This is a genomic window from Acetobacter estunensis (assembly GCF_011516945.1).
GTDB lineage: Bacteria > Pseudomonadota > Alphaproteobacteria > Acetobacterales > Acetobacteraceae > Acetobacter > Acetobacter estunensis.
This window is the reverse complement of sequence record NZ_WOTH01000005.1, coordinates 29,691-41,955: the sequence shown is the minus strand read 5'-3', so window position 1 is coordinate 41,955 and position 12,265 is coordinate 29,691. Positions and strand designations below refer to the sequence as shown.

General features: G+C 61.2%; 13 protein-coding genes. 8 read left to right on the top strand and 5 right to left on the bottom strand.

The window, feature by feature from the left end; genetic code table 11:
- Position 1 precedes the first annotated feature (1 nt).
- Both GOB87_RS04015 and GOB87_RS04010 read right to left on the bottom strand, forming a co-directional pair.
- Complete coding sequence (locus GOB87_RS04015; RefSeq protein WP_166313260.1) at positions 2-1,147, bottom strand: glycerate kinase; 1,146 nt, start codon at positions 1,145-1,147, stop codon at positions 2-4.
- A gap of 76 nt (positions 1,148-1,223) precedes the next feature.
- Complete coding sequence (locus GOB87_RS04010; protein ID WP_166313259.1) at positions 1,224-2,741, bottom strand: acetyl-CoA hydrolase/transferase family protein; 1,518 nt, start codon at positions 2,739-2,741, stop codon at positions 1,224-1,226.
- Positions 2,742-3,108: 367 nt separating this feature from the next.
- Between GOB87_RS04010 and GOB87_RS04005 the strand changes: the two genes are divergently transcribed.
- From GOB87_RS04005 to gltA, 4 genes are all read left to right on the top strand, one after another.
- The gene (locus GOB87_RS04005; protein ID WP_166313338.1) at positions 3,109-3,906 is read left to right on the top strand and encodes a metallophosphoesterase; all 798 of its coding nucleotides are present in this window, start codon (positions 3,109-3,111) and stop codon (positions 3,904-3,906) included.
- Positions 3,907-4,006: 100 nt separating this feature from the next.
- On the top strand, positions 4,007-4,354 hold the full coding sequence (locus tag GOB87_RS04000) for a chorismate mutase (RefSeq protein ID WP_166313258.1): 348 nt from the start codon (positions 4,007-4,009) through the stop codon (positions 4,352-4,354).
- Positions 4,351-4,890 (top strand): SixA phosphatase family protein, encoded by a 540-nt coding sequence (locus GOB87_RS03995; protein ID WP_166313257.1) that lies wholly within the window; start codon positions 4,351-4,353, stop codon positions 4,888-4,890. The genes GOB87_RS04000 and GOB87_RS03995 overlap by 4 nt, the downstream gene beginning before the upstream one ends.
- A 138-nt stretch (positions 4,891-5,028) precedes the next feature.
- A complete protein-coding gene (gene gltA / locus GOB87_RS03990) occupies positions 5,029-6,339 on the top strand; it encodes a citrate synthase (RefSeq protein WP_194303200.1) in 1,311 nt (436 codons plus the stop codon).
- A 112-nt stretch (positions 6,340-6,451) separates the two neighbouring features.
- On the opposite strand, the gene GOB87_RS03985 is transcribed toward gltA, so the two are convergent.
- Positions 6,452-6,688: a hypothetical protein gene (locus GOB87_RS03985; protein WP_254454939.1), complete on the bottom strand. Its 237-nt coding sequence runs from the start codon at positions 6,686-6,688 to the stop codon at positions 6,452-6,454.
- 124 nt (positions 6,689-6,812) lie between these two features.
- A complete protein-coding gene (locus tag GOB87_RS03980; protein WP_166313255.1) occupies positions 6,813-7,730 on the bottom strand; it encodes an ELM1/GtrOC1 family putative glycosyltransferase in 918 nt (305 codons plus the stop codon).
- Between the two features lie 123 nt (positions 7,731-7,853).
- Here GOB87_RS03980 and GOB87_RS03975 point away from each other — a divergent pair, with 123 nt between their 5' ends.
- Complete coding sequence (locus tag GOB87_RS03975; RefSeq protein WP_166313254.1) at positions 7,854-8,609, top strand: orotate phosphoribosyltransferase; 756 nt, start codon at positions 7,854-7,856, stop codon at positions 8,607-8,609.
- A 12-nt stretch (positions 8,610-8,621) separates the two neighbouring features.
- Entirely contained in the window at positions 8,622-9,479 is an 858-nt protein-coding gene (gene murI, locus GOB87_RS03970) for a glutamate racemase (RefSeq protein ID WP_166313253.1), read from the top strand.
- Between the two features lie 26 nt (positions 9,480-9,505).
- On the opposite strand, the gene GOB87_RS03965 is transcribed toward murI, so the two are convergent.
- Positions 9,506-10,486, bottom strand: coding sequence for a polyprenyl synthetase family protein (locus GOB87_RS03965; protein ID WP_166313336.1), 981 nt, complete (start codon positions 10,484-10,486; stop codon positions 9,506-9,508).
- A 224-nt stretch (positions 10,487-10,710) separates the two neighbouring features.
- On the opposite strand from GOB87_RS03965, the gene GOB87_RS03960 reads away from it, so the two are divergent.
- Positions 10,711-11,532, top strand: coding sequence for a tRNA1(Val) (adenine(37)-N6)-methyltransferase (locus GOB87_RS03960; RefSeq protein ID WP_264805898.1), 822 nt, complete (start codon positions 10,711-10,713; stop codon positions 11,530-11,532).
- Between the two features lie 153 nt (positions 11,533-11,685).
- Entirely contained in the window at positions 11,686-12,246 is a 561-nt protein-coding gene (locus tag GOB87_RS03955) for a Dps family protein (protein WP_166313252.1), read from the top strand.
- Positions 12,247-12,265 lie beyond the last annotated feature (19 nt).

The following is a 12,265-nucleotide window of genomic DNA, read 5'->3' as shown; positions in this document are numbered from 1 at the left end:
CTCAGCGCGGCAGTCTCTGACCGATTTGCAGCGCAAGCGCGACGTTACGCGCCGCGCGCCGCAGATTCTCCCGCGCGTGTTTCAGTACCTCCTCCAGCGAGGCCGGTGCGGGAACCGAGCCAAACACGGCGTCGATTCCCACCTCACCCAGACTGTCCACGCCCTTCCCCAGCGACCCACCCAGCGCGATCACTGGCTTACCTTGGCGACGTGCCATTGACGCCACACCGGCCGGCACCTTGCCGCGTGCTGTCTGCTCATCCAGTCGCCCCTCACCCGTGATGACGAGATCGACCTCGCGGATTTTCTCTTCCAAGCCCAGTAGACCGGCCATCAATTCAAAGCCCGAGCGCATCCGTGCGTCCAGAAAGGCCATTGCGCCAGCCGCCGTGCCGCCAGCCGCTCCCGCGCCCGACACGTGAGCCACATCGCGTCCGACATCGTCACGCAGGCGTTGAGCGTATCGCCCCAACGCCTCATCCAGCGCCGTCACCATCGCGGGGGACGCGCCTTTCTGCGGACCGAACATCGCGGACGCGCCATCCGGCCCAAGCAATGGATTGTCCACATCGCATGCCAGATCGACCGTTACGTCCTTCAGATGCGGATCGAGCGCCGAGATATCGATTCGCGCCAGATCTCTCAGCGCCAGTCCTCCGGCTCCAATCTCCCGACCGCCAGCATCCAGCAGCCGCGCACCCAGCGCCTGAGCGAGTCCCGCCCCACCGTCGTTCGTGGCGCTCCCTCCTACCGCCAGCACGACACGACGACAGTTACGATCCAACGCCAGCTTCACCAGCTCACCAACACCGCGAGTCGTAGCGCGGCATGGGTCGCGTTCAGCGGGCGGTACGAGCATCAGTCCCGCCGCTTCCGCCAGTTCGATCACGGCAAGCTCACCATCGGCAGAGAGACCGAATCCAGCCTTTACCGGCGCCCCAAGCGGGCCCGTCACCGTTGCCTCGATCCGTTGAGCACCCGTTGCCGTGACAAAAGCCGCAACCGTGCCTTCTCCACCATCGGCCATGGGACAGCGGACACAGGAGATATTGGGAAAGACGTCCTCGAACGCCTCGGCAATCACACGGACCACGTCCTCGGCATCGAGGCTTTCCTTGAAGGAATCGCAGGCGATCATGACCTTCATTTTTCCATCCCTCACAAACAAACGGGGCGCCCCGTGAAGGACGCCCCGGATGTCGAAGTCTTTTCTGGACGGCTGTTCAGCGCGGCAGCATCGACCCGGTTTCAATGAAACGCTGATGCCACGAAAGAGCTTCCGTGAGCAGATGCGGCGTGTGTTTGCCAAACGAACTTTTCTTGGCGCGTTCCAGATAGTCTTCCAGCAGTGGGCGATAGCTCGGATGGGCGCAGTTGCGGATCACCACCTCGGCGCGCTGCACCGGGCCAAGACCGCGCATGTCGGCCAGTCCCTGCTCCGTTACAATGATCTGGCTGTCCTGCATGATGTGATCGACATGCGCCGCCATCGGTACGATGGCCGAGATATGGCCGTCCTTCGCCGTGGAAGGCGTAAGGAAGATCGACAGGAAGGAGTTGCGCGCGAAATCGCCCGAACCGCCAATGCCGTTCATCATTTTCGATCCCATTACACGGGTCGAATTGACGTTGCCGTAAATGTCGGCCTCCAGCATGCCGTTCATGGCGATACAGCCCAACCGCCGGATGACTTCGGCGTTGTTGCTGATGTCCTGCTGGCGAAGGATGATCTTCTCGCGGAAGAACGAGATACGGTTGTTGATCTCTTCCACGGCATCCGGGCTGAGGGAGAAGGACGTAGCGGAGGCGATCTTCATTCGGCCATTGTCGAGCATCCGCAGCATGCCGTCCTGAATGACCTCGGAATAGCCCATCAGATTCTCGAACGGACCTTCGTTCAGACCGTCGAGCACCGCATTGGCCACGTTGCCCACACCGGACTGAAGCGGCAGCAGGTTGGGCGGCAGACGGCCCACCTTCACCTCATGCTCGAAGAATTCCAGAAGGTGACCGGCGATGTCCTTTGCCGCCTCATCCGGCTTGGCAAACGGCGCATTGCGATCCGGGTCGTCCGTGCGCACCACAGCCACGATCTTCTCGGGATCGACCCGCAGGAATGTCTCACCGATACGGTCATCGGCGCTGCGCAGGGGAATGAGGTCACGCGGAGGGATACCGCTGGCATTGCCGCGCCAGACGTCGTGCATACCTTCCAGCCCCTCAGGCTGCCAGGAATTGACCTCAATGATGACCTTCTCGGCCAGATCAAGGAAGGTCTGCGAATTGCCGACCGAGGAGGACGGAACGATGCCGCCATCTTCACGGATGGCCGTGGCTTCCACGATGGCGAAATCGAACTTGCCGTAGTTGCCCTGCACCGAGCGCGGCGCGACCAATCCGAGATGCGTGTCGAAATACTCGGTCTCACCCGAATTGATGTTGTTACGCATCGCCGCATCCGTGTTGAACGGAGAGCGGTAGGACACGCCATGGACCTTCGCCAGCGCACCGTCGAGCTGCGGCCCGGTGGATGCGCCCGTTACGAGGCGGACCTTCAGGTCCTCGCCTTTCCCGCGCAGCTCTTCAATGCGCTCGGCCAGCGCCATCGGGACAGCCTTGGGATAACCCGCGCCCGTGAAGCCGCTTGTGCCCAGGGTTGCGCCATTTCCAATAAGAGCGGCAGCAGCGGCAGCGGGCTTCTCTTTGCTGCGTAGCGCCGGATTGCGAATGCGATCAGTCATCAGAATAGGGTCCTGTTCAGCTTCACGTTTCGATTTTCCACGGACACCGACCTGAAATCGGTTTTCCGTGCAACGATCCGATGGAGCGTTCCGACGTGCCTGATGCCATTTTTCACATGCGCGGCAACCGTCTTTCGCAACAAACGCGGTCCGTTTGCAGCGCACTCTAGGCTGAATTCGCAGGCTTTAGCCTGTCACATGATTGTGCATCGCCCCATTGCCACGCGCTCGTGAACACATATTTCCCTCAGATGGGCACCCCACAGCACGGACGTATGGTGTTACATATGCAGGAAAAATGACGCGGCCCCCTTCGCTCGCGGGATTTGGCTGCCAATATGACAAGAAGATGAATGGTGAGCAGGCGATGCACGACGAAAGAGAGTTCCAGCGCAGAGTTGCCGGTCGCCGCATCCGGGTGGTGGGAGATGTCCACGGCGATCTGGAAGCTTTCCGGCATGCGGTGGCGACAGACCGCTTCATCGTACAACTGGGCGATCTGGTGGATTATGGCCCCGATAGCGCAGGCGTGCTGCGTCTGATGGACTCGATCCTCGAAGAGGGTCGCGGTCTCTTTCTGCTGGGCAATCACGATCGCAAGCTTGGCCGCGCTCTTCTGGGCCGCAAGCTCCGTCGGGACGAAACGTTGGAAGCCACCATCCACCAGCTTTTCGAGCCCGGTAATTCGGACGTTCTGGAACACGCGCTGCCCCTCTTTGAATCCGCCCCCACATGGCTGAAATTCGGGCGCCGTATCTTCGTTCATGCCGCGTTCCACACCGGCATGCTAAGCGAGTCCTGCCCTCCCGGCCTCGACAGTGTTTCGCACCTTCTCTCCCGCGCCCTGTTCGGTGAGGTCACGGGCCGCACCCAGACGGACGGGTATCCCGAACGTCGTCTGAACTGGGTCGATCATATTCCGGCGGGCTATACCGTCTATTGCGGACATGACCGCCGCTCGACCGATGGACGCCCATGGGTGAAGCATGGCCGCTCCGGAGGAACGGCCGTGTTCGTGGACACAGGAGCGGGCAAAGGGGGACATCTGGCATGGATCGACCTGCCCGATGAGACCGATCAGCCCGACTACCCTGCACCGCCCGCCTACGAGCCGACTCCCATTCCCATGCCGGGAGACCGGCGCAGCGTGCGCGACTCCTTTTGACAGGAGACATCACGGCGTGGTGAATGAATCCGCTTTCAGAATGAAAGGCGGGTCGGCAAAGGCCGCATGAACCCGTCGTAAGAAGACAGGACCAAGAAGCGTGACGGCAGACCGGACTCATGAGACGACCAACGGCGCGGACGATCAGAAGGATCCGCGCGCGGAACTGGCGTCACTGCGTCAGAGCATCGACAACATCGACATGGCTCTTGTCGCCATGCTGGCCGAACGCTTCCGGTGTACGCAGGAGGTCGGCAAACTCAAAGCCAGGCATCACATGCCGCCCGCCGATCCCGCGCGTGAAGCCCGGCAGATCGCGCGGCTGAGGCAGCTTGCGACAGACGCGCATCTCGATCCGGATTTTGCCGAAAAGTTCCTCAACTTCATCATCCGCGAAGTCATTCGTCATCACGAAGCCATCGCCGGAAAAACGGGCACCGCCGCATGATCCGGCCGGTCGCGCATCGCCTGCTTCTCCTGCGGCACTGCGAGGCCGAACCGGCACGAGGCAATGAGTTTGGAAGCGCGGCCGATCAGGCGCGCCCGCTCACGCAGGCAGGCCACATGATGGCGCGCCGCCGAGGCGAGAGCATGCGTCGCGCCGGGCTCGTGCCCGATCTCGTCCTGTGCAGCCCCGCGATGCGCACACGCCAGACCTATGCCGGTCTGCTGCCTTTCGGAGAAGGCGCACGCCCCGAAATCCGCATTGAGCCCACTCTCTATCTGGCCGCCCCAGACGAATTGCTGGCGCGCCTGCGCGCAACGTCAGATTCGGTCCACACCATCCTTCTTGTGGGGCACAATCCGGGGCTTCCCGCCCTCGCCCGCTATCTCAACGGTGTGGAACGCGCGCTCGACTCCGATTTCGCGCTTGGCACCCTCGCCACCTTCCATGTGGAAGTGGAAGAGCGGGAGTCGATTGCGCTGACATGGAAAGCGCTCGGGCCACGAACGGCCTGGCTTGAGTCGTTCTCGCAAAATTGAGCGGAAATAGGGATGGATCGTCCCGCCTCTCAACAAGGTGACGGTCCAGCGGCTTTCGGTTTCGCGTCCGATCAGGGACAAAAGTGGGGACACCACGACCTCCCGGTGCGTGGGCAGTTCGTTTCAGAAGCAGCGCCATTGAGCGCGTCGGAGGAAGCAGTGACGGGAACAACCGCCAGCATCAAAATCGGGGCCAACTCGGCTGACCTGCCGATTCTCAAGGGGACGCTCGGGCCAGAGGTCGTCGACATCCGTCGCCTGACCGCTGATCTGGGTGTCTTCACCTTTGACCCCGGCTACGGTGAAACGGCCTCGTGCGAGAGCAAGATCACCTTCATCGACGGCGAGAAGGGCATTCTTCTCCACCGTGGCTACCCCATCGATCAGCTTGCCGAGCATGCTTCCTATCCGGAGGTGATCTATCTTCTGCTCAATGGCGAACTGCCCAACAAGCAGCAGCATGAGACGTTCGTGAATACGCTCACGAATCACACTCTACTGCACGAACAGATCCGCAATTTCTTCAACGGCTACCGCCGCGATGCCCATCCGATGGCCATCCTGTGCGGGACCGTGGGCGCGCTGTCGGCGTTCTATCCCGATGCCAACGACATCTCACGCCCCGAGAGCCGCGAACTCTCGGCCATGCGCCTGATCGCCAAGATCCCCACGATCGCGGCATGGGCTTACAAATACACGATCGGCGAGCCGTTCGTGTATCCGCGCAACGACCTGAACTACGCCGAGAATTTCCTCTCGATGATGTTCGCCCGCCCCTCCGAGCCGTACAAGGTCAATCCGGTTCTGGCACGCGCCATGAACCGTATCCTGATCCTGCACGCCGATCACGAGCAGAACGCCTCCACCTCAACGGTGCGGCTGGCCGGTTCCACGGGCGCCAATCCCTTCGCGTGTATTGCCGCCGGCATTGCGGCCCTCTGGGGACCGGCTCATGGCGGTGCGAACGAAGCCGTTCTCAAGATGCTGGGACAGATCGGCTCCAAGGAGAACATCCCTTCCTTCATTGAAAAGGTGAAGGACAAGAACAGCGGCGTGAAGCTGATGGGCTTCGGGCACCGCGTCTACAAGAACTTCGACCCACGGGCGAAGATCATGCAGGCCACCTGCCACGAGGTGCTGACGGAACTTGGCATCAAGGACGATCCGCTGCTCGATCTGGCCGTGGAGCTGGAAAAAATCGCGCTGAGCGACGATTACTTCGTCAAGCGTAAGCTCTACCCGAACGTGGATTTCTACTCGGGCATCATCCTCAAGGCGATGGGGATTCCCACCAGCATGTTCACCGTGCTGTTTGCCGTCGCCCGCACCACCGGCTGGACCAGCCAGTGGAAGGAAATGATCGAGGAACCGGGGCAGCGCATCAGCCGTCCGCGCCAGCTCTATACCGGTTCGGACCGCCGCGACTTCACGGCTCTCGACAAACGCTGAAGTCTTCCATTCCCCATTCTGTATACAGAATGGGGAATGGCTCTCGCACACAGCAAAGAAAAAAGGGGCGGCCATATCAGGCCGCCCCTTTTTTATCCCAGATGCAAAAGCCTTACGGGCAGGCGCATCCTTTCGTTGGAGCCTCGCTCTTGCGAACGACGTGGTGGTCAATCCACTCCGACACCAGTCGGCGCGCTTCGTTCACCGAAGCCTCCGGGTGATGGATACGATAGAGCGTGGTGCAGGCGTTGAAGGCCGAGACATCGTTGGTCCCCACCAGCCGCAGCTCCTGGTAAGCCGTGATAACGGCACGTTCGCATTTCCGGCTGATCCGGGTGATATCAGTCACCGCAGGCTTCCTTGAATTGATAATCATTCTCAACTCGTGTATTATAGGCGTTTGATGGTGCAGGAAGCAAGCCTGCGATGACCTTTCGCGCCAATGATTCGCGCCTCTTCATCTCACGGATGCGTCAGAGACCGAAACGACGACGCAGCATCTGCGCCACACGGCCAGCTTCATCGAGCGGGGACCGCAACCACGGTGAAATATCCCGATCGAAAAGCCGGAGCATCCCCTGTTCCATCAACGTGCGAACGAGCCGATTCCACGTTCCGAAACGGCCGGGAGCCGCCTCCACGAACAAAGGAAGATCGCTGGCTGCCGCCTCGATCACCGTTTCCACTCGACACCCATAGAGCACGATGGCGTCAGCACAGGCCATAAAGCCCAATGTCGGATCGTCATCGGGTTCACCATGCCGCCAGACAAGACTGAAACACTCATCCAGACCCGCGATGAAACTCTCGGCAACCTCCCGCGCCACACCACGCGCGACGGACACCATGACCGAGCCACCTTCCGCCCGCACCATCTCTCCCAATTGCCGTCCCAGAACACTCGCCCGCCGGGGATCGATTGCGCCTCCGGCATCGAGAATAGCGGCCACTCTCGGGCTGGGCAGATGCTCCAGACGTTCACCCCATACATGCCGCGCCCGTTCGTAGAGCGTGGGGGAGACGATACTGAGAGGCCCAAGCACGGGGATAACATGCGTGCCGTGTGTTCGCACCGGATGCGTCGCGGACAGGATTAGTTCATCGAACAGCCGCTGCCCGAAAAAACCAGTCGTGCCATGATGGGTACAGTGCACAACGGGCACGCCAAAACGACGGCGCAACGACAATCCGGCAAACGCAGCAGAAGACCCGGATGTCATCACCAGACGCGGGGGCACGCATCCCGGCTCCATGGAAGCCAAATCGCGCAATCGACGGAACGACAGATCAAACCGGCTGGCCAGTGCATGAGCCGGCCCGGCCTCACCCTTCGACAAACCCGATTCGATAATCCACAAAGGTGTGTTGCATGTCCTTTCTTCACGGATCATGCGTCCCGCCTTTCTTCCATCATCACGCCCATATGCCAGCACCGGGCGACTCCCGATGGATTTTCCAGCGATCTGCGGCTATGCCACCACAACGCCGAAGAACGCGCGCAAGGAAGAAGGGACATGACACGCATGATCGAACAGGAATCGGTTCTCGGCAATGACGCTTCGGCGTGGGACCGGGATGCAGCACTCACAACCGCGCGCATTCTGCTTGAAATCAAAGCCGTCAATTTCCGTCCCGAAGAGCCCTACACCCTCACCTCCGGCTGGAAATCCCCGGTCTATATCGACTGCCGCCGTATCATCTTCTTTCCCCGCGCCCGTGCGAAGATCATGGAACTCGGTGTGGAAAAGATCGGTCGTCACGTTGGCTACGAAAGCATCGACGCCGTGGTCGGCGGCGAGACGGCGGGCATTCCCTTTGCCGCCTGGTTCGCAGACCGGATGATGACGCCCATGGCCTATGTGCGCAAAAAGCCCAAAGGCTTTGGCCGCAACGCCCAGATCGAGGGCGATGTGCCGGAGGGCATGCGCACGCTGCTGGTGGAAGATCTCACGACGGATGGCGCCTCCAAAATCGGCTTTGCCAAGGCCCTGCGTGATGCCGGTGCCATCTTGGAACACACATTCGTCGTCTTCTTCTATGGCGTGTTTCCCGGCGCTCATAAGACGCTGGCCGATATGGGCATCACCCTGCATTCACTGTGCACATGGTGGGATGTTCTGGAAGCCTCTGCCGAACGGCCTTACTTCGCAGAAGGCGCGGCTGCGGAAGTGCGCCGCTTCCTCGAAGATCCATGCGGCTGGTCAAAAAAGCATGGTGGCGTGGGCAGCCTCGAAGAGGCTCTCGCGCTCAAGACCGCGCGCGATTCCTAACGACACGTCACGATGGACGAAACGGCAGGCGACAACATGAGGGCGGGCAGCTTCACGCTGTCCGCCTCTCCCCGTATCCTTGCCTTCGATTCCGGAATCGGGGGGCTGAGCATCGTCGCCGCCCTGCGCCGCCATCTCCCCCACGCCCATATCGACTATCTCGCCGACACCGCGTTTTTTCCTTACGGCGGGCAAGACGACGATATTCTCAAACGGCACATCGTGTCGCTGCTTGAGAACGCCATCCTGCGCCTTGCCCCCGATGTCGTCGTCATTGCCTGCAACACCGCCAGCACACTCGCTCTCGCCGCGTTGCGTGAGATCTGTGGCGTGCCCTTTGTGGGGTGCGTGCCACCCATTCGCTGGGCCGCCCGGATCACACGCAGCAAGGTGATCGGGCTACTGGCCACCCCGGCTACCGTGCGCCGCGCCTACATCACGGATCTTCGAAACCATTACGCGCCTGACTGCACAGTGATCGCCTACGGCGCACGAGATTTGGCCGCTCTTGCCGAGAGTGCGTTCCGGGGTGTTCCGCCCGATGCCACCTGCATCCGACAGGATGTGGCGGGACTGTTCGAGCAACCTTCAGGATCACGCATCGATGCTGTGGCGCTTGGCTGCACACACTACACTTTCGTAGCAGACGCCCTGCGTGCCGCCTCGCCGCCAGATGTTGCATGGCTGGACCCGGCAGACGCCGTGGCACGTCAGACCCGGCATGTGCTGGAAACGACCGGTCTCTCAACAGGAGTAAGGAGCGAACCGGAACACATCTGGTTCACAGCACCGCCCTATAACCCGGCGCGTCTGGAAAATGGACTGAAGAAGCTCAGATACGACCAGCCCGAACTTTGGGCCTCAACCTGAACCTATCCGAAAAACTCCGAATAATATCAGCGCGCACGATTGGCCGTGTAGAGCGCAACGTCGACTAGAAGCTCGCGAAGCGGCTCATGACGATGACGGGCTGAACCGGGTGCTGCCTGAGGGATACGGGCCAGCGCCTTTACGGCGTCTTCCGCATATTCCTGCGCACGAGCCATCGTCACGCCGATCGCATCGGTCTGCGCAATGAGATCGAGGGCGCGCTGGAGGTCGCCCTCCCGCTGCTCCTCATTATTCTCGATCGTGCGCACCCAGAAAGCCCGCTCTTCCTCGTTGCCCGCGTGATAAGCGGCCAGCACGGGAAGCGTCACCTTGCCTTCCTGAAAGTCATCGCCAACCGTCTTGCCGAGCACGGCCTGATCGGCGGCGTAGTCCAAAGCATCATCGACGAGCTGAAAAGCCATGCCGAGATTGGCGCCATACAGACGAAGCGCCTCACGCACACTGTCCGGCGCTTCCGCTACGACGGCCCCAGTTTCACAGGCTGCGGCGAACAGGGCCGCCGTCTTGCCATAGATCACCTTGAGATACTGCTCGACGGACGTGGACAGATCGTTCTGTGTGGTCATCTGCATGACCTCACCTTCCGCCAGCGTCGCGGAGGCGGCGGAAAGGATCGCCATCACGGGCAGCGATCCGTCCGCCGTAAGAATCTGGAAGGCGCGTGCGAAAAGGAAATCCCCGACGAGGACGGAGGCTTTGTTGCCGAACACGGCGTTGGCGCTCGCCAGCCCGCGCCGCAACTGGCTGTTATCCACGACATCGTCATGCAGCAATGTAGCGGTGTGAATGAATTCGACGCAGGCTGCGACCCCAACATGCCGCATGTCCTCGCCATATTTGTCATAGCCTGCCAGCCGAGCCGCCGCGAGCACAAGGAGTGGACGGAGCCTCTTGCCACCTGCCGCCACCAGATGCGCGGCCAACTGGGGGATCAGCGGCACGTCACTTTGCATCCGCGCGACGATTTCCCGATTGCAGGCCGCCATATCATCGGCAAGATAGTCGGCAAGCCCTCTCAGGGCCGTCTCGCCATCCCGACCGCGCGCCTCGTCACGCGCACCGGCATCCACCACACCGATGGGGCTCTCCGTTTCCGGGCCTGAGCCCTCCGTTTCCGGCCGATTGACTGCAACGCGCAAATGACTTTCTCCCGCCACAGGTTACCCTGTTCTTTTCAGCATATGAGCGGCGCTCCGAAGGCGGTCAAGCTGTGACCCCTGCCCCACCTGCAATTCCGCTCTCTGTTCCCGATGTCGCGATCACCCACGACACGCTGCTCGGAGGACGTGTCATGTACCATCAGTTCCACAATGGCTACCGCACCGGGCTTGAACCCGTGTTCATGGCGGCCCTCGTCCCCGCACGTCCGGGCCAGCGGGTTCTGGAGGCCGGTTGCGGGGCCGGAGCGGGCCTGCTCTGCCTGACCGAGCGCGTACATGATCTCGTTGGCACGGGGGTGGAACTCGACCCTGCGATGGCGGAACTCGCACGAAAAAATCTCGCCCTCAATCACAGAACGAACCTCCAGATCCTGCAGGCCGACATCCGCACGCTCCGTCTGACGGAACGATTCGATCACGTGATGGCCAACCCGCCATGGCATCCTCCCACCGGCACCCCGTGTCCGGACGCGCGCCGTGACCTTGCCCGCCGCGCACGCGCCCGCACGCCGGAAGACTGGATCCGGGCGCTGGCTGGATTTCTCACATCGGGCGGCTCACTCACTCTAGCGATACCCGCTGCTTTGCTTGCCCGCACATTGGCAGCCTGTGAGCGTCATCGCATCGGAAGCACGGAAATCGTCCCTCTCTGGCCCGGCGGAGCACGGGAGGCCCGTATCGTTCTTGTGCGCGGTCGCCATCTGGGACGCGGAGGAGCGCGCATGCTGCCGGGGCTCACGCTGCATCGAGCGGACCGGCATTTCACGGAGGAAGCTGAATCCATCCTGCGTGATGGACATGCTTTCTTTCCCGACTCCTTCGGAAAATCACCGCACCGGCACCTCCACCGGATCACGGCTGCGGGAGCGTAAATATCACACGGCTCCCATGCCTTGACAGTGTCCTCAAACAGATCGTGCATGAACCGACGGTATCGAAAACCGTTGTCTCACATGCGCGGCCTCTCAGTGGCGGTATATGCACGTCCACGTGGGAACGGCCGGAACGATCAGAGGAATGTTGTCATGAGCACGACGAAAACGACCGACAAGACCAAAGCCAAAGCGGCCTATGCAGCCGAGGTTCAGCATTTTCTCGGCACACCTTCGGACCTCCCGCGCGAAGGCGTGGAGCAGATTTCAGCCGGTCTGCGCGCTCTTCTGGCCGACGTTTTCGCTCTTTACCTGAAAACGAAAAACTTCCACTGGCACATGAGCGGCCGTCACTTCCGTGACCTGCATCTGATGCTCGATGACCAGAGCGCCGAGCTGTTCGCCATGACAGACCCGGTGGCCGAGCGCGCCCGTCGCATCGGCGGCCTGACGCTGCATTCCATCGGTGAAATCAGCACGCACCAGCGCATCAAGGACAACAACGCCGAATATGTCGATGCGCCGGACATGATTGCGGAACTGTGCGAAGACAACAAACAGCTTGTCGCCTCCATGCGGTCGCTGCACGGCCTTACCAGCGACGTGGGGGACTGTGCGACGACAAGCCTGCTCGAAAACTGGATCGATCAGAGCGAAAAGCGCACGTGGTTCCTCTTCGAAATCACGCGCACGACCTTCGGCGCCAATAGCTGAGCATTACGCACGTTTCTCC